This is a genomic window from Aliisedimentitalea scapharcae (assembly GCF_045277565.1).
GTDB classification, from domain to species: Bacteria; Pseudomonadota; Alphaproteobacteria; order Rhodobacterales; family Rhodobacteraceae; genus Aliisedimentitalea; species Aliisedimentitalea scapharcae.
The window spans coordinates 158,746-184,395 of record NZ_CP123586.1 but is presented as its reverse complement, the minus strand read 5'-3'; the positions used below and the strand labels follow the sequence as shown (position 1 = coordinate 184,395).

2 protein-coding genes and 1 pseudogene are annotated in these 25,650 nt (G+C 55.7%); 2 read left to right on the top strand and 1 reads right to left on the bottom strand.

The window, feature by feature from the left end; genetic code table 11:
- Positions 1-41: 41 nt before the first annotated feature.
- Positions 42-839, bottom strand: coding sequence for a SapC family protein (locus tag QEZ52_RS22570; RefSeq protein ID WP_343211606.1), 798 nt, complete (start codon positions 837-839; stop codon positions 42-44).
- Between the two features lie 179 nt (positions 840-1,018).
- Between QEZ52_RS22570 and QEZ52_RS22565 the strand changes: the two are divergent.
- Positions 1,019-1,153: pseudogene (locus tag QEZ52_RS22565) on the top strand (LEPR-XLL domain-containing protein); the annotation flags it as partial.
- Between the two features lie 18 nt (positions 1,154-1,171).
- A complete protein-coding gene (locus tag QEZ52_RS22560; protein ID WP_343211605.1) occupies positions 1,172-25,618 on the top strand; it encodes a calcium-binding protein in 24,447 nt (8,148 codons plus the stop codon).
- The last annotated feature ends 32 nt before the right edge of the window (positions 25,619-25,650 follow it).

Below are 25,650 nucleotides of genomic sequence, written 5' to 3'. Positions count from 1 at the left end.
CGCGAATGACAGGGTCAGTGCGATGAGAACGGACAGGGACCTCAGCTGTCGGCTTCTGGTTCCACGTCGTCTGTTGCGGGTTCCATGGGGTCTTGCGTCGCGACGGGTTGGGTCCGTTCCAACATGTTTCGGAAATGACGCAGTGACGCCAGATGTAGGTAAATGCATTCCAGTTCATCCTTACTACAGAGCTCAGCGAGAGTGTCACCTGGCAACGCCTTCAGTTTTTCACGGTCAACAACCTTGAATCCGCCCAACGTCCGATTTTCTCCTGCGGGCAGGGAAAACTGTGCCTGCATCGGTGTAAGTAGGTCCAATTCGATCAGGCGTTTGCAAAATGCCTGAGTGCGCGCGAAGCCAGCCTGATATTCTTGCAGGAACTTTAGCAAGGATTTCAAATACACAGTCTGTTCGCCTTCGGAATCGAATAGGCGTTCGCCGCGACCTTCCCTGTTCGCGCCCTCGTACTCTTCGTCCAGCAACAACGTGAACTGTTGTTTTTCTTCATCTAGGGAGAAGATGAAGGGATACCGTCTGGCAAAGGCCGGAATATATGTGCCACTCCACTGGCCGTCGCTGTCGACAGCCAAATTTTCATCGTTGCGTGTACCGACGATTATTGCCGGAACTGCGTCGTCTCCCACACCTGCAAAGACGATCGGGTGGTCGCTGGCGGCGGGGCCGAATTCCAATGCTGTAACAGGAATAGAGTTGGTTTTGCTGGCGAATGAATAGGACTTCCCCATGCTGATTGACAGGTCACCATGTCGCTGTGCGCTGACAGGTACAGCGGTATTGTAGAACAATTGTTGCACGGGCATAAACAGTAGCCTTTTCATTGTTGAAATTGTTTTCTTATTCGGGCGATTTGGGTGCCTAGAAAGAAAGAGTAGTCAAAAGGCTTTGAACTGTCTAAGCTTTTAGGAAAAAGATTGCGCGACAGACAAATCATGATTTTACCCAACCGCCCCCGTTGAGCAGAGGGAGCGTTAGCTCACTCCTCAAGGGGGGCCGATAAGTGTCATTCCCGTTTTTGCCGGGTCGAAAGTTTCTTTCTTCCAAGCGACGCCGTTTTATCAGAAATTCTCGGGCCTCAGAATCCCGTGGCAAACAAGCTGTTGTCGAGCAACTTGAGCCCAGGCTTCTGCTGGCTGCCGACTTTACGATATCAATGGCTGATGCCCTCCTAGCCGACGAAGGCACCCTGAGGATCGACGCTTTCGATTACGAAAGTGGCAACGCGATCCGGGCGCTCAATTCAAGTGGATCTCAAATTGCCCAGGCATTCGGTGGGTCCCATACCGCGCCCTTGAGATCCGAAATTCACATAGATGCGCGATCTGGGCCTTCGGGAACGAACGTCAACCTTAACCATATCCAAATAGATGCAGTCTCGTTCTTTGAGCTGGTTCGAGAGACTGCAAAGCTTCCCGTATTCACCATTACGGGCGGTGGTGGGGTTGACCGTCTTGAGATATTCGGCGGGGCAGGGGATGACGTTCTGAGTACGTCGACCGACTGGCTGATCGAAGATGTAACCGACGAAGGTGCCTCGGGGAGCGCGACGGTCAAACTCGAAGACGCCAACGGGGATGAGGCCGCGTTCTTTACGATCGATTTCACAGGCTTTGAAAGCCTCGTGGGAACGCACGGTGATGACACCTTTACCGTCGCAGCCGACGAATTGGCCAAGTCAATCGAGATTGATGGGGGTGACGGGGAATTTGACAGTCTGATACTTGATGGGTCTTTTTCCAGCATTGTTTATGCGGCCGAGAACGCCAACGACGGTCACATAACATTGGACGGTACCGATCTGGTCTATCGCGGATTGGAACCGATTACCCAGAACAATGCCACAGATGATCTTGTGATCGATTTGTCGGCGCATGCTGACACTGCGGTCCTGCGCGCCTCGGGTGCGGACGACATGTATATCGGAACGACCGGTGGGTTGATTCCGACTTTTGAAAATATCACATTTGCAAACCCGACTTCCTCGCTGACGATCAATCTGGGCTCGGGGTCAGATTCTCTGGATGTTCAGAGCCTCTCGGCAAATTGGGATGCATCCCTGAATATCTATGGTGAATTTGACGGTGCCGAGACCTTTGCCGCTGATGGGGGTGAGGATTCTGTTGTCTTTTCGGGCAGCATTGATCTCGGCGACAGCGGTTCAATGCAGGTGATTGCCGAAGAGATTACAGTGAATGATTCCGTCTCGATCGTGGGGGACACCTCCGAAGATGGCTTTATCGAATTTCGCAGTCGTCGCATCGGCACTGCCGAACTGGAGAACCTTGCCCCGATCTTTCCGTCGTCAAAAGAAGCGACAATCGATATTGGGGACGATACCAGAATTGAAGCCGGCGGTGTGTATCTGATTGCACAGGCCGAAGAGCGCACCTTTGCCGAGCAGCTCGAAATTTCGTCGGCATTGAACAACAATCTTGTCGGCCCGTTGCTGAGTCAGGTCGCGGATATTCTGACATTTCCGTTCCAGGTTTTGGTCAAGAAAACCGAAGCCAGCGTTACCGTGGGACAGCGGGCTGAGATCACCGGTCACAGTGGCGTCGGCATTTATGCCAATTCAGTGACCAATGCCTCAGGTGCGGCCGGATTTGCATTGGCGAGTTTGGGCTGGGCCGACTCCACGGCAATTGCCACTGTGGACATCGGAGAGTTTGCGGACATCTATTCTGACGGCTTTGTCGTCATCACATCTGATGCGTCTTCGACGGCGAATATGACCGCCGAAACCAACACAGGCCTTGGCGATGTGCCAACCGGTCCGAACTCGCAGGTTTCCTTGTCGCTCGCAGTTGCGCGTTCAACGTTGTCATCTACGCTGACTTTAGCTGAAAACGCGGTTGTAGAGGCGGGGCTGACCGCGAATCTGCTGGCCGGTGGTGAAGTCGACTCTCAGGCGTCGGCCTCCTCGGGTCTCTATTCGTCGGGCGCCGTCGGGGCGTCTCTGGCGATCGAACTTTCTGACGCCGACGTCCACACAGATATCCACGGAACCGTCATCAGCCGCGGTGAACCTGGTGCGGTGGTCAAACTGGAATTCGACCCGCGGGCAGGGGTCGGTGAACGCGGTTATGTCGATCTGGTTAACGACAGGATCTATGTTGGACCAAATGCGCTGGCAACCGAAGATGTGGTGACCTATACATCCAGCCGCGGCGCGAATATCGGTGGCCTGATTGATGGCAAATCCTACTTTGTTCTCAAGGATTCTTCCGACCCGGATTATATTCAGCTTGCTCTTTTCGAGGACAGTGTATTCCGTGGTGAAGCTGTCGACCTAGTCGAATTCAATGGCACCGCGACCAGCCCAATCTATCCGGATACAAACAACAAGTCTTTCTCATCAGTCGACGTTGTCGGGAATGAGATCACGCTACCCAATGGGGCGCTGACAGGAACCGGTGTAGGGTTCTCTTTGGTGGACCAAACCTATCCTCTGGGACAGTCGGTGATCTATCAGGCAGGTGCCGGATCGTCGATTGGCGGGCTGGTCGATGGCAATACCTACTACGTCATTATGGGGACCAACGAATTCAATCTGGACGGTGGTGCCCGCACCGGGTTTGGTGCTGACGGCCAGACGATCATGCTTGCCGAGACGGAAAATGAGGCACTCGCGGGTGTTGCAATTGATCTTGGAACCGTAACCGGGAATGACTTTACGCTGAGCGCGGCGCATATCTTGGATCCTGGTTTTGCCACCGGCGTAGGCGTTGGTGCCAATCTTGCCGTCGAAACCACCTCCGAAGCTGGTGCAGGTCTCAGCTCTGCGAGCTCTGATGGGTCGAATTCTCCCGATGGTTACAACGTCAACGACTCGATCCTCGGCAATATCTTTTCAAATCTCATGGGTCGCATATCGGACGAAGCCACGACAAATCAGGCGATGTCCGAAGCAGGTGCCGACCCCAACAGTCTTAATGCGGCTGTGGCCCTTGCCTTTGCTTTCAATGATCACGACGTTTCAACCGAAGTCCATTCCACCGCGGTTCTAACCTCGGGTGAAGATCTGGAAGTCAAGGCTGAGATCGAACATCTGAGCAAGGCTTTTGCCCAGTCCAGCACCGAACCTCAGGAAGAAAATGATACGGGCCAACAAAGCGCACCCAATACAATCAGCGCCGCAGTTATCCTGAATATCACCGACAATAATGCAGAGGCCACGGTTCACGGCGGATCCGAGTTGAATGCCAAGCGGGCGACGCGGGTGATTGGTGGCGTGACCTATCCGTTTGCCCAGACCTTGGATCAGTTTCTGCCGACGACTGCTGGTGAAGTTGTCGATCTGTTCAAGACCGAGGGCTATGGTGCGATTACTCAGTATGTTGATAACACATTTGGTCTGGCAGGTTTCCTGAACAGCTGGGCCTCGTCTACGTCCAAGGGTGATAATGTTTCGGTGGCCGGGTCGGTCAACTTCCAGGTCCAGAACACGACTGCCAAAGCAACCGTAAAAGACGGTGCCCTGATCAATCAGGATGCATCATTTAATGCAGATGTCTCAGACCCTTACTATGGGCAGGAAACCGTTTCGGTCGAAGCGACATCCTACATGCAGCAGATTGACATGGCTGGGATCTTTGGGTGGTCTTTGGGATCGGTTGGTCTGAATGATTTGTATGTGTCGAATAGTGGCGCATCTTTTGACGGCGGTGAGGCGTTTGATACCGAAGGGCCAAGCGTGGCCGGAAACAGTGGTGGCAAGGGCGGTATCGGAGCCACGCTTTATGTAAAGTTGGTCGATAATACGACGCAGGCTGTTGTCGAAGACAACGCAAGGATCTTTACCGGTCGCTCTGGTGGATTCAACATGAAGGCCGAAGAGGCATTGTTCAATCTGGGCTTTGCCCAATCGGGCGCGGCCTCGTCTTCGGGATTTGCTGTTGGCGGTACGGTTTCGGTGATCTATCAGGATAGCGACACGCTGGTCCAGCTTGGCAATCGCGCATATGTCACCGGTGAAGATGCCCGGCTTTATGCGGGGTCATTGGATACGCATGTTGGCATAACTGGTGGATTGTTCCTGGGGGAATCCGTTGGCGTCGGTGTGTCGATTGCGGTCAATGACGTCACGCGGAACACCCGCGCTGTTATTGGGCCGGAACTGCCGGATGCTGACGGTTCATATAGTGCCGTTTCCACAAATTATCTGGATCTGGACGGTGCACTTTCGGTGCGTGCGATCAACGACGGGGCGATTTGGGGTTTCTCTATCGCTGGAGCCATTCAATCCAATGAACAACACCCTGACCAATCGGACGACCCGTTGGACGGAGAGTCTCTGGGCATTCTGTTTGGTGACAAACCGCTTGAGAACCAGGTCAATACCGGTGTGGGTGTTTCCGGGTCTGTTGTGCTTAACTTTGTGGATGACACGACTCGGGCGTCCATCACGGACGCCGGAACTGTCAACGCAGGATCTCTCGAAGTCACGTCGAACAACGAAACCCAGATCGTTGCGGTTTCGGGTTCTTTCGCCATTGCCATTTCGCGTGGCCAGACCGGGGGTAGTGGCACCCAGACCGGCATTGGCGTCGCGGGCGCTGTCAGTGTAAACGACGTCAGCGGAGATACAGACGCATTGGTCCTGGGGACCAATTTTGATATTGCCGCGGACCCGTTCCCCAATGATCCGAATTTGAATGCCACCGGTGACGGCGGCATGATCATTGACGCCTTTCGCGTTGGCGACATCTTTTCGCTCGCGGGTAGCCTGGGTGGAGCCGTAACAACATCGCAAAGCAACGACACCATTTCGGTGGGCGTTGCCATTTCAGTTGGCGTCAATTTGCTGTCCGGCAAGGTCCGTTCGTATGTTTCAGACTCAACTGTCACCCTGTACCAGGGTTCCTCTCAGATCCTTGCAACAGCGAAACCAGATATTCTTTCGATTTCCGGGGCACTGACCTTCTCGGTTGCCAGCGGGCTGGGTCGCAGCACCGCTGCGGCCGTTGGTATCGCAATCAGCGTCAATGAAGTCGGCACCGAAGACGCGTCCTTTGACGTGGTTGCCCGCGTCAGTGATTCCAATATCGAAGTTATGGATGGTTCAATAACCATCAAAGCCGACGATCTCTCGGAGATTGAAAACTATACGTATGGTGTCGCGCTTGCTGTATCCAACAGCTCAAGCGGTAGCTCTTATGCCTTTAGCGGTGTGGGATCAGTATCGGTAAACAATCTGAACACCGTCGTTCATGCTGTGGCGACCGAAGTCGATGGTGATACTGAGCTTACCGCAACCAATGGGGCCATCTCGGTCATTGCCAAGGAAAATGCAACGATAGATGCCGATGCAGGCGGGTTTGCTCTGGCTCTTGCGCTTGCAGGCAGCGGTGGCGGCGGGTTTGCGGGTGGCCTTGGCCTTTCAATCGGGATCAACAACCTCACCACAGACACGATGGCAATCGTGAATGGAGCCGAAATCACCGCCGGAACTGTTGCCAACAGCGCGGACAGCGATGTCGTTGTTCGGGCGGATCTGACGGCCAAGATCACTGCGCTGACCATTGCCGGGGCAGGGACCGCTTCGCAAGGTGACGCAGCTCTGGCGCTTGCTGGCACCGGATCCGGAAACCGGCTCAGAATTCGTGCCCTTGCCGATGTTGATGGTGCCACGATTACAGGCGGGAACAAGGGGATTTTGATCGAAGGCGGCCTTGGTGACGAGTCGGAGATCAAAGCCGATGCGGGTGGGGTTGGCATTGCAATCGGGCTCAGTTCTACGGCGTCTGTTTCCTTGGGTATCGCTGTTGCAGTGAACGATATCAACGGCTTGGAAGGGGGCAACACGCCTGACGTTGGTGCCACGGTCGACACGTCCACGCTTGAAACCGCAGATGGTGGCCTTTCGATTGGGGCAATTTCCGGCGCGGATATTGATACCTTTGTTCTGGGCGTGGCAGTCACTGCAGACGTTGGCCTGACGGATAGCAACGCCATCGGGTTTTCCGGGTCGGGCAGTGTCGCCATCAGCAAAATAGGTTTCGACACCGAAGCGTCGTTGACGAATTCTTCGTTTACCAGCACCGGGGGCGGCGATGTTGCCCTTTTGGCGCAGGATGGGTCAACGATTGATACATTCGCCCTGGCCGGATCGTTTACGCTTGCTGTCGGTAGCGGTGGTACGGCCGTCGCCGCGAGCATCGCGGCCTCGGTTTCCGTCAACGAGATTGCAAACAGCGTTGTTGCACGTGTACAGGATTCCGACATCTATACCACAGGTGGCGATGTCCTGGTCAAAGCCAGCACAATACCAACCACATCTCAGAACGCCCAGGATCAGCTTGCGGGTGTTGCAGATTTCGACCATGTCGCGACCGAAGATGCCACGATCAATGCCATTGCAATCGGTGTCGCTGGTGCCGTGGCCATTTCGCCCGGCAACCCATCTATCACTGCCAGCCTGGCGGGTGGTTTTGCTTTCAATGACATCGACAACACGATCACCGCCGAGATTACTTCGGACAGTGTTATCGCAGGTGTAAACGCCACTGAAAAAGTTGGGAAGGTCGATGTTCTTGCCTTTGACCAGGCCAATATGTTCGCCAGCGCAGATGGTGCTGCGATCAGCCTTTCGTTTGGTGATCCGGCGGTTTCCATTGCGCTCGCCGCATTTGTTTCAATCAATGATATTTCAAACGAGGTGACGGCGCGTATTTCGGATTCATCCGTTCAGGCCAGTGACACGATCTCGGTCCATGCCAAGGCGAGTGCGGTCATTGAAACAATTTCGGTCGGGGCGGCGGTCGCAATCTCGATCGGCCAGAACACAGCCGTCTCGATCAGCGGTGCAGGCGGGTACGTCGACAATTCCATTGGCAACACCATCATCGCCGAAATCGTGGACGCTGAGGATGCGTCAGGGAACCCGCGCGTCTCGGGCGGTGGAATAGATGTCTACGCCGAAGATACGTCGAGCATGGATGGCATCGCGGTTGCTGCATCGATCGCCTTTAGCGTCGCCACCAACCTTAAGGATGGTGTATCGGTTTCTGTTTCTGGTGCCGGTGCCGGTGTTTACAACACATTGAGTTCTACACTGGACGCGAACATCACCAGTTCGCATGTCGAAGCAACCGGCGTTGATTCCTCTGGTGCCCTGGATCCCTCGGGCGATGTGCGCGTACAGGCCTTTTCCGACGTGGACTTTGACGATACGACCGTTGCGGTCTCTATCTCGGGCGCAATTTCGCTGATCTCCATCACGCTCAACGCAGCCGTTGTCATCGTGGAAAACCAGGCATTGGGCAATGTCGATGCAACGATCAGTGGCAGCACGATAGAGGCCACCGGTGACGTTATTGTCGACGCCGAGGATCTAACGACGCTCGACAGCGAAGCCGTGGGTGTAACGGTGTCGATCAGCATGGCCGGGCTTGCCGGTGCTGGTGTGGCAATCGAGAACAAGATTGATCGAGACGTGAAGGCCGAGATTGTCGGCACCAGCACAGTTACAGCAGCAGATGACGTTGATGTCATGGCCAGCGCTGTTCACAACATTCTCAAATCAACGGGGACTGCGGCGTCCATTGCGGTTTCGCCCATTTCGATCTCGGGTGCGGGTGTTTCCGCCGAGGCGCTGGTGATGAGCAACGTGACGGCAAAAATTCAGGGCTCGACTGTCACAGCAACCGACGGGGACGTTGTTGTCGACGCTCAGATTGACACATTGGCCTTTGCGACCGCGCAAGGCGGATCCTTTGGTGCCGTTTCAATTTCGGTCATGCTTGCCAGCGCCGAAGTGACCGGGCGGGTTCGCAGTTTGATCCGTGGTACTTCGACAGTGACAGGTCAAAATGTGCACGTCACATCTGGCAGCACCGCGACTGCAAGTTCGGATCTGATTTCCGTGGGGGTCGGTCTTTTGACCGGTGCAGGGATCGGTGCGGCTCCGGATGCCGAAGAGGGAGCCAGCGGGAACATTCTGGTTACACGTGATGTCGAGGCGCTTATTGGGCTCGAGAGCAACAGTAGCCGCCAGACGGTAACCGCGACCGGAACCGCCGAAGATTCGGGTGAAATTGAAGTCGACGCCGAAGCGACCCACTACGCCAATGTCGATGCAACCGCTGTGACAGTCGGCGGTGGCGCAATTTCGGCCTCTTTGTCGGGGGCTCAGATCACTGGTAACATCCGGGCCATCATCGACGAAGGCGCGATTATTGCTGCGCGGACCCTGAACGTTCAAGCCACCTCGTTTCTGGACGCATACACCGAAATCACTGGTGCTGCCGTGGGCCTCCTGGCGGGCGCGGGGTCCAATGCGACGGCGACAATTGGTGGTGAAACCCGGGCCACCATCGGGTCCGATCGCGACCGGGGCGTGTCTAGCTCAGCCACCAGTCTGACAATTGGTGCCGGCGGGACGACTGTCGTGGCTGAATCCGACGCTTTTGCTGACACGTTGTCTGATGGTGGATCAGGGGGCGGTTTGTCGATTACCGCGCTGTTGGCCACGTCGACCATCGAAAACGACGTGATTGCCAATGTGGGGCAAAGCACTCAGATCGATGGAGGCGGGCTTACGGTGACTGCGGACGCGCTTCGTGACGCCGATAGTGAAATTCTCGCGGCTGGGGTCGCCGCAATTACCGGCACTGGCGGGTCTGCCGACAGCCATATCTCGGGCCTGACATCTGCCAGTTTTGGTTTGGGTGATGGGACTTCGCTTGCCGGAAGCGCGGCAGCGACATCAATGATCAATGGCGGGGATGTCACAATCACGGCTATCGAGGACAGCAACAGTTATGCCTATGTGCATGGCGGGTCGGGCGGTGCGATCGCCATCACGGCTTTGATCCCGACGGCAACCGTGACCACAACGATGGAAGCCTATGTCGGGGCGGGGACCAGCATCACCGCTGACAACGTCACGGTTTGGGCGGACGCGCAACAGCGCAAGGCAGATGTGGACCTGCTGGTTGTGTCCGTCAGCATCGCTGGCGGTGCAGGTAGCACCGGAACCGCCTATGTCGGTTCTGCAGACAACAGCACCTATTCGACGGCCGAAGCCTGGATCGGCAATGGCGCGGTTATTGATCTGACCGGCGATCTTGTTGTCCAGAGCAATACGAACAACGATTTTGCATCGGTTGATGGTGATGTCGGTTCGGGCGGTGGGATTGCGGTCTCGGTCCTGCTCTCAGATTCGGACCTGAGCGCCACGTCCTTCGCGTGGCTTGGCGATAATGTTCAGGTTACAGGTCGCAATGTGACCGTCGATGCGACCAGTCAGGCAGGTACATTCTCGGATGTTTTGGTCGGGACCGGTGCGTTGATCGCAGGCGGTGGGTCGCAAACCAACGCATACACATACACTGATACTGCTGCTTACGCAGGCGATGGCGCGGACCTGGATCTGACAGGTGATTTGATTGTCACCGCAAGAAACATTGTCGGAGAAGCCAAGGGCAAGGCCAGCGCCTATGGCGGAGGCGGCATTACTGTTCTTGCTTCGGTATCGGATGCCCGGTCCAACAATGATGTAGAAGCCTTTATCAGCGAAAATAGTACAATTCGCGCGGACGACGTAACCGTGGGTGCCGTTGCCGATGATGGGGATACCAATCCGCCTTCAGATCTTTTGACCATGGATGGCACCACCGACACCATCAGTTTTGAGCGCCACGGTTTGCAGGAAGGCGATGGAATTGTTCTGACAGGGGCTGGGTCAGCCAATGGCACTTACACGGTTCTGGATTATCAGGAAAATGCGCTCGACCCGGCTAATACCTTCCGGTTCGGTTCCGCGCTTTCTGTTGAAACGTCGCAGAGTTTTGATAGTTCCGCTGCGGTACTGCCGCTAACGGGTGTCGCTGCCCCGATCACGGGTATTGACCCGGCTCAGGACCAGATCAGCTTTGGCTCGGTGCATGGTCTTGCCACTGGGGACACGGTTTCCAGCGCTGCGGCAGTTGGAGGAACTGCTTATGTCCGGGCAATCAATGATTTTGTAATCGAACTTTATGCGACAGAAGCACAGGCCACGGATACGGCGTCCCAGAACGGCCTGATTGATGTGGAGGTCCCAGCTGGCGTCGATGCCATGCAAGATCGGATCTATTTGGGCGCATCCTCGGATCTCTATACTGGTCAATTAGTTGGCTATGATCCGGGCACCGCGATTCCGATCGCTCCGACAGGGCAGACCTTTTACGTTCGTGTTGTCGATGTGAATTTGAACGCGATCGAACTGTATAGCGATCAGTCTGATGCCGAGAATGGCACCGGTACCCCAGTGGATCTTATGTATTCGTCGGGGACGCACCGAATTTATCAGGCGGCCCCCGAAGGGTCAGCGCAGGTCGATGCCAGCAGCGACACAATTCGGTTTGCCAATGCGCATAATTTTGAAGACGATGTCGAAATCATTTATCAGCCGACAGGCGATCCGATCTCGGGTCTGACCGCAGGTGCAACCTATAAGGTGCGTGTGGTGGACGACTTCACCATTCGCCTTGCGACGTCAGATTTTAACGCGAGCACCGACCGCCTGACCTTTGGCGGCGGAGAAATTACCACCGGTGTCATCGACCCTGGTGCCATGCCCTTTGTGGCAGGCGACAAGGTGACGTATTCCAACACTGGGTCACCGCGCAGCTTTGAGGCTGCTTTTGTTGATTTGCAGGGCACTAGCAGTACGCCAGATGCGACGACTGCAGGCGATTTGATCACTCAGGACAACGACACGATTTATCTGGGTACAGACGTTAATAGGGATGGTATTTATGAGGGCCATGGTTTTAACAGCGGAGATCTGGTCGTTTACTCAATCGAACCAGGAGGCACCCCTGATCCGGATTTGAATGCCATTCCCGAATTGTCTCCGGACCGGGGGTACTATGTCATTCGTGTCGATGCGTATCGTATCCAGTTGGCCGAAACCTATTTGGAAGCAGTCGGTTATACCGACCCGGGCGACCCGAGCAATGACATCGCGATCACCGAGATTCCGATTTCGCGTTCGGCGAGTGACAAAACTGTCCATACCCTGACCAAAGCCTCGGATTTGCCAGTTTCCAGGTTGGAAGCCGGGCCCACTTACACGGTGACAAGCAATGGTGGCCCAGTCGCGGATGGCTTCCTGTTGGTGGATGGCACGGGTAATATCGCGTCGTTCTCCGGTTCGGTTCCGATCACCCTGTCTGATGAAACAACGGTTGTTCATCAAACGCTTGGCGGTATCCAGCGTCTGGAACGGGTCGAAGTCAACTTGGGTGCTCCAACTGAGGGTCGTCACGAATTCCGTGTCAACCTGGAAGCTCTTGCAGGAGATCCGACGGATGCCTCGGGGATGGGTCTGCAAACAATAGAGGGCCGCAATATCCGTGAGGCAGTTTTCGTGTCCTTTGATGGACAGACTAAATCCGAAGCCCGCGGCGGCGGTGGCGGTCTCGGAGCATTTTCGATCCCCAACGCAGATTCACGCACCGATGTGAAGGCACAGGCCTTTATCAATGCCGATCTCGTTCAGGCGGGCGGTGATGTTACGCTGTATTCACTGACCGATTCAAATCTTGACCTCGTTGTCAGCAATATTTCCGGTGGTGTGCTGAATGTGCAGAATTCGGATGGCGATCAGAATGCGACCAGCTATTCGACGACTGCGCTGGGTAAATTGTCCAGCATTACCGGTGTTACAGTTGGCGGTACAGCTGCCACTGGTTTGAATGGCGGAGCAGCAGATACAGACGCATCCGAAGTTCAGGCCACAGGCGTCACAATCGAAGCCGCAGGCAATTTCCGTCAGTATTCGCAGCTCGACTTTAACCACACAGCCGAGGTCATTGCCGACGGTGGCGGGTTGATTGCCGGCGCGGGTGCCTATCTTGACAACAACCTGACGGCGCGCTCGAATTCGGTCATCGGCGATGGAGCCGCGATTGACGCCGAAACTGTTGATGTCAGCGCCAATCTCGGCATTCTTGGTGGCCCGACTTCCAGCGTATTGTCGGGTAACCTGACGATGGACAGCTATGCACGCGCCGAAGCCGGGGGACTGTTTGGCGGCACGCGGGCCGAATCTTACAGTACCTTTGACTATGACTCTTCCGTTCGGATCGAAGGGCATTTGGGCACCGGTCACGATCCATTGGTTGATGGCACTTTGGTTCAGGGCCGTCGTGGTGTTGATTTTGAAGTCAAGCGGCCAGGTTATAGCTATGACAACGATCATCGGGCTGTGTTCTGGGGCATTGGCCTTGGGACTGGGACCTCTCCCAGTGGCAACAGTACAAGTGTCATTTTGGACGGTGACGCCGGTGCCACGATCTTTGCAGCGCCACGTTTGATTGGGGACGTGAATGTCCATATCAATGACGTTCCACCCAGTGCCCTGAATACTTATCCGGGCTACAATGATCTTGCGGTCTATGTCAGCGTCGATGACGTTGGGTCGTCAGTCGAATGGGACTCCGATATCGAGATCAGCGCCGGGCCATCTCCAGAACTGGTGGTTGATGCCAGCGGTGAAGTGGTGCGCGCTTATAACGTCCGACTAATGGACGATAGCGGCAACTTTATCCTGCCAGAGATTGGAACGGACGCTTTCAATGATTTCAACGGCAGTGACCGGATAGAAGTCGAAGACATTATTGCTTCGAACCTTGGGTCTGTCGTGTTCAACGCGCCCGGCGGGTATATCTCGCAGGAGAATGGTGTTGTCGGTGGCAAACATTGGACTGAACTGCGTGTTTTGCGTGGGTTTGCCGAGGTTCGTCTGACGAACCAGTCTGATTTCGACCTCGTCGTGAACCGGATCGACATGGTTGGTCAAACAGGGCAGGCGCGCGTTAAACTGGTCGACCTGGATTCTTCTGCAAGCGCGATGCAGTTCTCGATCAAGGAAACGTTGAGCGGCGGCCTGATTGATATCCGTAACCTGGGGGCAGGGAACATTGTGTTGGCCGGCAGCAACGTCAATGGTGCGTCGCTGGAGAACCCGTTGGGAGAAACCCGCATACTCAACACAGGGGGTGACATCCTAACCGAAGGCGCTGTGATCCGAACCAACACGCTTGGGGACGCGGATTTTGATCGCAGCTATCGTGACACGGAGTTCATGAGCAACACGGTTGCCGAATTGCAAATCACTGCTCAGGTTGGCGCTGCCGGTGCTGTTGAACTGGTCCGAACAGATGGTCGGGATTGGTCTGAACTTGGGGTTTCGCAGCGTGGGCTGATCCGTGTTGGTGATACCGTGCACCAAATTGCCACTTTCAACGGCGATACGTTGACCCTGACACGGGCGTCTACGGTTGCCGCGGGTACCTCGACCCAAATTGTGTCCCTGTTCCATGGGATTGAAGCCACGTCGGGTGACATAGGCACCGCGGCTGATGCAATCCGAGTAGATTTGACCCGCCTCGCCACTGAAGACGAGTCATTATATGGCACGTCCGGAGACAATATCTGGTTGGATCTTGGTATGCGCCTGCGCACCGGGAACACAACCGCCGCAACAACCACTGTCGCAATCGGAGTTGTAGCCGCCGCCACCGAGGCAACGCTTTCGCTCCGGTCCGCAGTCCGCGAAAACGTCAATGGGCAAGGCGCAGGCGTTTTGGTCGACGGAGACACGGATGACGATGGAACCTACTTTGAATTCTTTTACGATGATCCGACCTCGCCGGCACCTGACGCGGATTTGGGGCCAGGAGCGGGGTATTCAGCCAATGCGACTGAACTGACCACCACAACATGGGACATTGATCTGGTCGAAGCCGGAAGTCGGATTACTGTGAATGGAACAAATTCTGATGGTTCCACCATACGCGGTGCCGGTGACAATGATCTTCGCATTGTGTCGAACACAAACATCCTTCAAGGCGACCTTGATGGGGACGGCGCGCATTATATTGATGCCGCGACAAATGACGACATTACGCTAACTGAGATTGACGCTGTTCTGTCCAATGATCTGGATGATCTGCGTGTCGGTCGCATCAATTCCTCGGCGGGCCATGTTACACTTGAGGCACCGCGTAATATTCTGGATTCGGATCCGACCGATGGTACGGTCGACCCGTGGGATGTGGGAGGCGTGGATATCACGTTGACCGCCAATGCTGGCGGTATCGGTACCGATGCCGACTTCCTTGAAACAAACCTTGTTGATGACGTGCTGGGCGCGACGCAATCTGGCGTTCTGACCGCCACCGCCGAACAAACCGCCCGGATCACGGAAACCGCTGGCTCCATGCGGGTGAATAGCGTGGCCTCTGCCCTGGGAGACGTCACCTTGACGGCGCGGGCCGGGTCTATTCTGGACTCGAACTCGGGTGCAAACGAAGGTGACAACGTCAGCGGCCGAAATGTTCATTTGCTTGCTGATTTTGGAACGATTGGTCTGTCTGCGGATGATTTTGATATAGATTCCGGTATTTTGGGAGACTTCTCGGGCATCGTCACGGCGGACGCCGATGTGGGCGTGTATTTGACCGAAACAGCGAACGAGTTGAATTTGCTTTATGCTCTTTCAACTGGCGGTGCCGTGCGTTTGACCATTCCGGATACACCCGCGGTACCGACTCTGCCGGCATCGCCTTATGCACATGCCGAAGTGCCACGCATTTTACCGCGGGACATCCTGGCTCCGGCAGAAGATCTTTACCTGCTCCCCGACGGCTCGCGGCTTGTGGTGCAAAACGCGGTGGAAACTTTTGCCAGCACCACAGTTGATGCCAGCACGTCGGTTGCATTGTGGGTTGGCGACAATCTGTCGATGGAATCAAACAGCCTGATTATCGCTGGGACAACGATTACCGCCCAGCTTGACACCACGCGCACCGGGTCTGCCCGCGCGGGCACTGACAATGATCCGGATTATGGCAGCAGCGCCGAATTGACTGGCCGCATTGTGACGCGTGGCGATCAGACTGGCGATCAGTTCCTCTTGCAATCGGGTGGTGATGTCGACCTCGTCACGGTCAATTCGCTTCAGCTCGATACTCAGGGTTACATTCAGACAGCCGGACAGGAAGACGAGATCACCGTCAACACGTTGATGACGATGAATACTTATCGCGATAGCGGTGTGCGGGACACGTTGGATCTTGATGGTCAAGAAGACACCGACGTTTACGTCGTCAATACAACGGGGACCTACGGCGAACAGCGCGATTACGTTATCAATGTGCTCGACACCGGAGCCCGGAACGACGGGACCGATACGCTTGCGATCACCGGGTCTGATGGAGCCGACCTTTTCTTGATGCGGGAAATCACATCTATCGAAAACCGCACGTCCGACCGGCCGTCTTTTGTGACTCTGCTTCATGCTGATGCAGATGGCACAGACGTTTCGCTGGACAATGCCATTGATCAGGCACAAACGACCTCTGACAGGCCCGCTGATGTACAGCGGGTTAACTACGACCGTGCCGTCAATGGCCGCCTGTCAGTCTTTGGCCTTGGTGGGTCCGATCTGTTTGCTGTCGATGGCAACAGCACGATTACGACTCTGGACGCCGGTCCCGGCGCAGACCGATTCCAGATCGGCCAATTCCATGGCGTTCTGGATGCCGACACCCCCGAAGGCGCTACCTTCCATCTTGGGGCCGTTCCGGGTGACGAACCGTCAAATATTATCCGAACAACCCGTGGCTATATCACGGCTGGCCCGTCCCAGGCATTGGTGGCCAAAGGTGGCGACGGCGGCGATACATTCACGGTCTATTCCAACAAGGCTGAAATCCGGCTCGAAGGGGACGCGGGCAATGATCTATTCGTTGTGCGTGCTTTTGCGCTGGCGGATGAAAATTTCAATCCGATTATCGACCAGTATTCAGTAGCCGGACGCAACATCATCAACACTGGCACCGGCGAGGATCAGGTAACCTATAACCTGAATGCGCCAGTATCGATCGATGGCGGGGCCGGGTATGACAAAGTGGTCATTCTGGGGACCGAATTCGGCGACGCCTTTGTGATACGCGAGGATGGAATATTTGGTGGCGGTCTCAACGTGAACTTCGAAAATATCGAAGTTCTCGAGGTTGATGGCCTGGAAGGTGACGACGAATTCTTTGTGTTGTCTACACCCATTGGTGTCGCGGTGCGGATCATCGGCAATCTGGGCAGTGACGTGGTCAATGTCGCTGGCGATGTTACCAAATCGATCAGCAGTGCCGGATTGGAAGGGCAAAGCTCGGTTATCAATCATAGCATCCTCAGCGACGGCCGTTTTGCCGGCCTCGCGGTCGAAGGTGTGGAGATGACTGTAGCCGGAGACAGCAGCGGCCCGGTTCGGATCCGTGAAGTTGCGGATGACGGTACAGAGGACGGCTACTCTGTGGTGCGCGAAGGCGACTTCGGGGATCGGTACGAGATTTCTCTGAACGAAGCCATTGCGGCGGGAACGCGCGTCTACATTACGGTTTCTGCGGCTCGGTCTTCGGATGACGAAGACGCGTGGGATCCAACCGAAGCACCACGGATTTTCCTGGATCGGAATGGTGATGGCGTGCCGGATGGCGGAGATTCCATTCTGCTAGGCACCGCTGATGGCGATTTTGACGATACGATTCCGGTTAACGGAGTGGACGAAATCGTGCCAACCCGAGATACGGTACTTGTCTTTGATTCGACCAATTGGTCGGATGCTCAGACCATTTGGGTGGCGGCGTCGGACGACACACTGGCAGAAGGCGAACGCAAGGTCGTCATCAGCCATTCTGTCCAAGCGGTGAATGACAGTGGCAGCGATCAGGATGCAGTAGATCTGTATGACGGGCTGGCGGTTCGAAATGTTCAGGTCACAGTGCAGGACAATGATCGGGCCGATGTGATTCTGTCCCATGATGGGTTTGACACCCGCGTTCTGGAAGGGCCCGAAGGGTTCACGGATCGGGTTGGCGTAACGCTTACCCGTGCGCCTGACGCCGGCGAAACCGTGACTGTGTCGCTGGCAGAGATCTTTGCACCGGAAACCGATGCTCAGCTGTCCTTTGACACGCCGACGGTCTCATTCAACGCGTCGGACTGGGATACAGTCAAATATGTTACCCTTACAGCGATTGATGACACACGCCCCGAAGATCCGCGTGGTCTGCAGATCGAGGCAACCGTAATGTCCACGGGCGGGACCTTTGACGGTGTCGCGAGCCAGCTGTTGCCGGTCAAGGTGCTCGACAATGACACACCGGGCGTTGTTATCACAGAAAGTGCAGGGAACACTTTGGTGACCCCGCTCGAGACTGACGACTATACGCTGCGTCTGACCTCTGCGCCCAATCCGGGCGAGATCGTAACCATTCCACTGTTGACCGACGGGCAGGCATCCATTGTCGGTGCGATTGACACATCGGACAATAGCGACCGGCTTCTTGATAACGTAGATGTGGGTAAATTCGAGGTTGCAGAATTCTTTGAAGGTCCCGTTTCATTCCTGGGTGATACCGTGACCCGCACCGACCTAGGGTCGTTCCTCGATGCGTTTGTCAATGTCGGAGACCGCATCGCGATTTCCAATAGCGCTGCGAATGACACGGGCACCGAAGAATCTTATGAAGTGACAGCAGTTACCGATACGGCGATCACCTTTGCAGGTGCCAGTTTTGATGTTGGCTCCGACACCGAGGTGTCGCTTGGTCAGGTGACGATTGATGCACTGTTTAATGGTCAGGTGATCTTTGGCGATGAAACCATTGTCGAAGATGGTGTCACTATCGACGGAGATACAATCACACGGACTGACGGCGGTAGCTGGTTTGCTGATGGGTTCCTGCCGGGCCATGAGATCCGCATTACCGGAGGACCCAATGCCGGTCTGTATCAGATTGCCCTGCTGGAGTTGGATGTACTTGACCGGGAATTCCTGCGGTTGACTCCTTCCGCTGCGCTGACGGCTGACACTGGCACGGTGCGTGTGGTTCGTGTCGCAGATGCTATCCAGTTTGATGACACGAACTGGGCAACCGAAGTCGAAATCACCGTCGAATTCAATGATGACTACACGCTTCCGCCCGATTTGCGGAACAAGATGTCGTTTTCATCGGTGCACCGCCTGACCAATATTCAGGGACCACTTTCGGTCGAAGGTGGCGCGACAGGTGCTGACCGGACACTGATCCAGGCAATCATCCTGCCGGGTGAGACACCGGGCGAAGCTGTCGATATCGGCCCGCAGCCTGACGAAGAGGCGCAAATTGATGTTTTGAACATCTTTGACGATGCCTCGCAGGAGGACAAAAATGGTGTTCTGACGTCCACTGGTCTGACCGGCTTTGGCATGGCGGTTGATCTGAGCTTCCCCGAGGCCGACTTCGGCGAACCCGCTACGGTGCCGGGCGGTATCTCCTTTGGTACACAGGTGGTCGATTCAGAAGGCAATTTCAGAACTGATCCGCTGCTGTCCAGCATCGAGATTCTCAACATCATGATGGGCAAGGGCAACGACAATTTGCGCATTGATGGAACGTTGCAGCCCACAACCGCTGGCCAGAATGATGAAACCGCAATCTACGGTGGCCTCACCATGATCCATGGCGGCGGAAACCGCGATGCTGGTGACGGTGACTCGATCATTGTTGATGGCGGCGGCGGTTCAGAATCGCTGCTCGTGATTTATGGCGATACGTCGCAAGATGGTGTGTTCTATTCGGGCGAAGGCGACGACAATGTGGGTCGCAACTTTGGCGAGAAACCCTTCCCGCCCTTCACAAACGCAGAACTGGCCGATATCCGGTCCAGCTTTGTAATGCCGCTTGCCGATCCGTTCTTGATCGCAGGCCAGGACGAGATCCTTGTTTATGCTGAACTGGTTGGAGCGCTGACGCTGGACGCAACGGCCATGACCATTGCGTCGTCATCCAGCTGGGTCGATGCGGGTTTCCGTGCGGGGCGTGCTATTGAACTGGAACTGGAAAACGGCGCAACCGGCAGCTTCCGTATCGCGTCGATTTCGACCGATGGGCTAACACTTTTGCTCGAAGACGGTGCTGGTCTGCCAGATGGCACTTTTGATGGTGTTGTTACTGCAGGCAGCAACGCGGGCAAGATCACGGCCTATGGTGGTGCCAATGATGACCTGATAATGGGCAGCCTCCAAGGCGATCATCTGGCCGGCGGCGGTGGCAATGATGCTATCTTTGGTCGAGCTGGAATTGATCAGATCTGGGGCGACAGCGGCTTTAATGTCGATATTTTTGGCGACATTACCGTTTACAATGATGACACGCTGACCATCGATCAAAAACGCGCTTTGGCTGGCCCGGTTCTGACTGTTCCCGTTGCAGGCGCGCTGTTGTCCGATGCGGGTGACAGAATGATTGTTGGCGACGATTTGATCGTGGCCGGTGCCGATGATGACGTGGTGTTCGGCGATCATGGCCGGATCAACGTGATTGAACCGCCGCTGCGTATCCGCACCACCGCCTATGACGTGATCGTCGAGATTGCGAGCTTGGAAATTGACAACGGCGGCGATGATCAGATCTTTGGCAACACTGGCCGGGACATTCTGATTGGCGGGGCCAACCGTGTCGCTGGCGGCGTCCCGGGTACCGACCGGATCGACGGCGGTGCCCATCAGGATCTGATTTTTGGCGACAACGTCACTTTGGTTCAGCGCCCGATCGGTCCGTTCCAATCCCAGGACGCGCGTATCGTTCAGCTAACAGACCCGACAATTTACAACCGTGATGGGTCGGCCAATGTCGATAACGTCACGTTGTTTTCCGATCCCCGTCATGCAGAAGCACCCTGGGTTAATTTTGAGATAACGGAACTGTACCACAGCTTTGGCTATGAGGCGCGTAACGATGGTCAATTCGGCAATGACGACATCGCTGGCGGGGCCTCGCACGACAAGATCTTTGCGCAGCTTGGCGACGATTCCGTTCAGGGAGACGGAGCAATCCTGCCGACGCCAGTCTCGGCTGTCCGCGCGCTTGGCGGAACGCTTGTTCTGGTGCCGTCCTTTGAGGAGGAAACCGACGGCGATGACTACATCGAAGGCGGCGGTGGCAACGACCTGATCTTTGGTGGTCTGGGTCAGGACGACCTGATCGGTGGCAGCTCATCGCTTTATACATTGGTTACGCCAGATCTGAGACCTGACGGTGAGGATACGATTTTCGGCGGTGCCGGGACTCAAATCACGATGGACATTCTGGGGTCTGATGCCGATAGCCTCCTGGGTGAGCCATCAAACCACGGGCGCGATGCGGATGTCATATTGGGTGACAACGGCAACATCTTTGATCTCGTTGACGATGCCAACGGCTGGCTCACCTATGCCTATGACACAACGTCAGATATCGGGAACGATATCTCAGATCCGTCGCAGCCGCATCCGCGCGGTGACATCAGGCTGATCCCGCGGGCAACGGTTTTGTTGGACTATACGCCTGGAACGGACACCGGCAGCCTGGGTGCAAGCGATCTCATCTATGGCGAGGATGGTGATGATGTAATCCACGCCATGACAGGAAATGATGTGGTTTATGGCAATGGTCACGATGATCAGATTCAGGGTGGAACAGGAGATGATCGGATCTTTGGTGGCACTGGCGAAGACGGTCTTGTTGGCGATGATGGTGTAATCCGTGTCAGCAGAAACGGTGTTGCAGAGCCCCTGAACGGCATCTCGGCAGAGGCACAACAGACCCTTTCGATTCCGGGTCCTTGGATTGGTGCCGAGGTGGATCTGGCTGGTTACCTCAAAGTGACGGTCGATGCGATTTTGCCCGAAGAAGGCGGGGCCGATATCATCTACGGTGGTCTGGGTGATGATTTCATCCACGCTGGTGCTGGTGACGATGCAGCCTCGGGGGCCGAGGCTTTGGCGATCTTCCATCAGGATACTCGCGCTATCGCGAATGCGCCGATGCTCCATGACAGCGCGACGGGCATTCTGACCGACTTCTATGACCGTGTGACTGGCACGTATCAAACGTTCTACGATCCGGAAAATCCCCGTCCCATCATCGAGAATTATTTCCTCAATTTCCTGACGTTTGACGCCAATGCCGTACTGATCGAAGACGGCAAGGATGCGATCTTTGGCGGCTATGGCAATGATGTGCTGTTTGGGGGGACTGGCCATGATCGGATGTTCGGCGGCTGGGGTGACGATTACCATCAACTGGACGATAATCTCGGAACGAATGGTGGGTTGAACGATACGTCAGACAGCGCGGTGACTCCGGAAAGCACCGGCGGCGCGGCTGACTTTGCATTCGGCGGAGGCGGCCGGGATGTTTTGATTGGCAACTCTGGTACGGATCGAATGTTTGACTGGACCGGTGAGTTCAACAGCTTCATCGTGCCTTTCTCACGGTTCGGGGCACCGGCGGTGAACCGATTGCCATCGCCGCATGTGGTCGAGTTCCTGTTGGATCTGTCCGAAGCCACGGGTGCCGCCACCAGCAGGGTTGAGGCTTATGACGTGATCGCGATGGTCACACCACAGGATCCGGCATGGAATGACCAGCATGGCGCGCCGCGCGATCCGCAACCTGGCAATGGTCGCGGAGCTTATGACAGCGCGGGTGGTCCCGAAGACGATACGGTTCGCGTCCCGTTGCAGACGGCCGCTGGGTCGACACCGACTGGACCGGCAGAACCCAGTGGTGGCAATCCTGGTGGCGACACACCGGGAATTCAGCTGGAGAAGGCAATCAATGCCGTTGATCCGTGGTTCCCGACTTCGGCTGAAGACGCGGATTCGGAAATTGATGCAGTCGAACTCGCCGTGGGTACCGATGTGGTTTGGACCTATCTGGTCTCCAACTCGGGGGATGAAGCATTGCGAAATGTCTCTCTGAGCGATACCGGCTCTGACGGGTCCAGCTTTGATCCGGTCTTTGTTGAGGGTGATTTAAACAACGACGGGCTTCTCGATCAGGGCGAAGTCTGGCTTTATACGTCGGAAGATGTAGCAGATTACACAGTGGTGGCAGGGGCTTACTCGAACACTGCAACAGTCACAGCCCGCGGAACCCGCGGTCCGGCAATCAGCGCTTCGGATGAGAACCATCATATTGGCCAGATCATCGTCGATCCTGAACCATCGGTCGTTGTCGAAAAAGCCATCAACGCCGCTGACCCGTTGAACCCGACAACTGCCGAGGATGCTGACACCGGTCCCGGCCCGCTTTTGGACATCGGTTCTCCGATCCGCTGGACCTACCTCGTTACCAACAATGGCGTTGTTTCAGTCAGCCTTGATGCATTGACTGATGACATGGGGACACCAAGTGACCCAACCGATGACGAAACGCCGATCTATGTGTCTGGTGACGATGGCAACGGCCTTCTTGATCCGGGTGAAACCTGGTTGGCCGAACTGTTCGGTACGGTTGTGCAAGGTGCATATGTCAATGAAGCTTCGGCGACTGTCAGTGACATCTATGGGCGTACGGCCTCGGACACGGATCTCAACCACCACACCGGTGTTCAACTTGCCCCTGAGGTGACGTTGACCAAGGCTGTCAATGCAGCGGATCCGCTGAACCCCACCGACGCCGAAGACGCCAATACACCTGGAGGCCCAACCGTTGTTGCGGGTGATACCGTAACTTGGACATATCTGGTCGAGAATACGGGAACCACGGCATTGACAAATGTTGTCCTGACAGATGACGCAGGAACTCCGACCGACCCGAGCGACGATTTCGATCCGGTGTTTGTCTCGGGTGATGCCAATAACGATGGTGTGCTCGACACCAATGAAACCTGGCTGTTCAGCGCATCGGAGAACGCCATTCTGGGCGGTTATGTGAACGTTGCTACAGTCACGGCGCTTGATCCCGTCGGAACAGCGGTGAACGATACCGACTTGGCGCATTATACGGGCATTGCGGAACCAGAAGTGCCGGTTGTGACGCTCGTGAAGGCCATCAATGCTGCTGATCCACTGAATCCCACGGAGGCCGAAGACGCCAATATCTTGCCCGTCGATGTTACGGTCGGCGCACCGGTGACTTGGACCTATTTGGTCTCCAATGCCCATGACATTCCGGTGACGATCAACAGTCTGACAGATGACGCGGGCACGCCAGGTGATACATCCGATGACTTTGATCCTGTTTATGTTTCGGGTGACGATGGTGACGGAATTCTGGGTGTGGGCGAAACTTGGTTGTTCTCGGCCGCGGGCGTCGCCACGATGGGTGACTACGTCAATACCGCTGTCGTTAGCGCCTCAGATTCCACTGGCTACCAGGTAACGGCCAACGACCTGGCCCGTTATCACGGCACCCCGAGCGAAGACATTATCTCGGTTACATTGGAAAAGGCTGTCAACGCAATTGATCCGCTCAATCCGTCCGAGGCCGAAGACGCCGATGTCGTTCCGGTCGCTGTCAGCGCAGGTTCCACTGTCACCTGGACATATCTGGTGTCCAACACGGGCGAAGTTTCGGTAACCGTCGGCATGCTGGCTGATGATGCGGGCACTCCGGACGATACGTCGGATGACTTCACGCCGGTCTTTGTGTCCGGCGATGATGGAAATGGGCTTCTGGATCCCGGTGAAACATGGCTCTATGCCGCGATCGGGACTGCGGTCGAAGGTGACTATGAAAACATCGCGACGGTTGTCGCGACCGACAATCTGGGCCGTCAGGCTATGGATACTGACAATGCCCGGCTCGTCGGACATGTTGATGGGGTCACTTTGGTCAAGGCGGTTAACGCTGTCGATGTCTATGCCCCCACGGAACTGGAAGACGCCAACAACGCACCCGGCCCGATTTTTGTCGAGGGCACGCCACTCGTCTGGACCTATCTGGTCAGCAATGACGGAACGCGCGACGTGTATCTGGACAAGCAGACAGGGGTTATCGACGATGCCGGTACGCCTGACGATACAAGCGATGATTTCGCTGCCATCTATGTTGGGGGCGACGCTGACAACGACGGTTTGCTTGATGTTGATGAAACGTGGCTCTTTACCTCTGAGGGTGTTGGAGATGCCGTGGCCTCGACGGGCGCATATGGCAACGCTGCCGCAGTGTTTGCAGGACAAGATCGGTTGATCACGGATACCGATCTGGCGCATCACCACGGGGTGAACCAAGGACAAGGCGCAGGTTTGACGCCAGGATTCTGGAAAAACAACGCAAGTCAACACAATGCGTCGGCCTGGCCTGCAACGTCGGATGGGGAATTGATTTATGCGCCGGATCAGACAGTGGGAACGGTTTTCGACGTACCGGTTGAGTTTTCAAGCCTGTCCGAATTGACATTGGTTGAAGCTCTGGATCTCAACGGAGGGGGCGAAAACGCATTGATGCGCCATGCTGTGGCGGCCCTTCTAAACGCCACCAGCACACAGGTTGGATACCCTGCAAGCGCGCCTCAGATCATTGCCTGGACAAATGAGGTTTTGGCCGACGGTCACAAGAAAACGCTAAACTCGCAGAAGAATATCTTTGTGCAGTGGAACGAATTGGGTGCGGATCTGGACCAACATGGCCGAAGTGCCAGTTATCTGGATATTGTTGCCCAGTCTGAAATCTATGTACCTTGGTTGCTGGATGACCGATCTGATTCCAACCCCGATACCTATTTGGTCTATGACGATGAGACCGGAAATTTCGTGGCGGCCGGGGCAACCAGCAGCCCGTCCTTTACCCTGTGATTTGGTCCACGGCATATTGCCGTGGACGCTTC

What these genes read in the sequence shown, in the direction of transcription:
- QEZ52_RS22570 (WP_343211606.1), bottom strand. Translation starts at nt 839, where the DNA reads ATGAAAAGGCTACTGTTTATGCCCGTGCAACAATTGTTCTACAATACC.
- QEZ52_RS22560 (WP_343211605.1), top strand. Translation starts at nt 1,172, where the DNA reads ATGGCTGATGCCCTCCTAGCCGACGAAGGCACCCTGAGGATCGACGCT.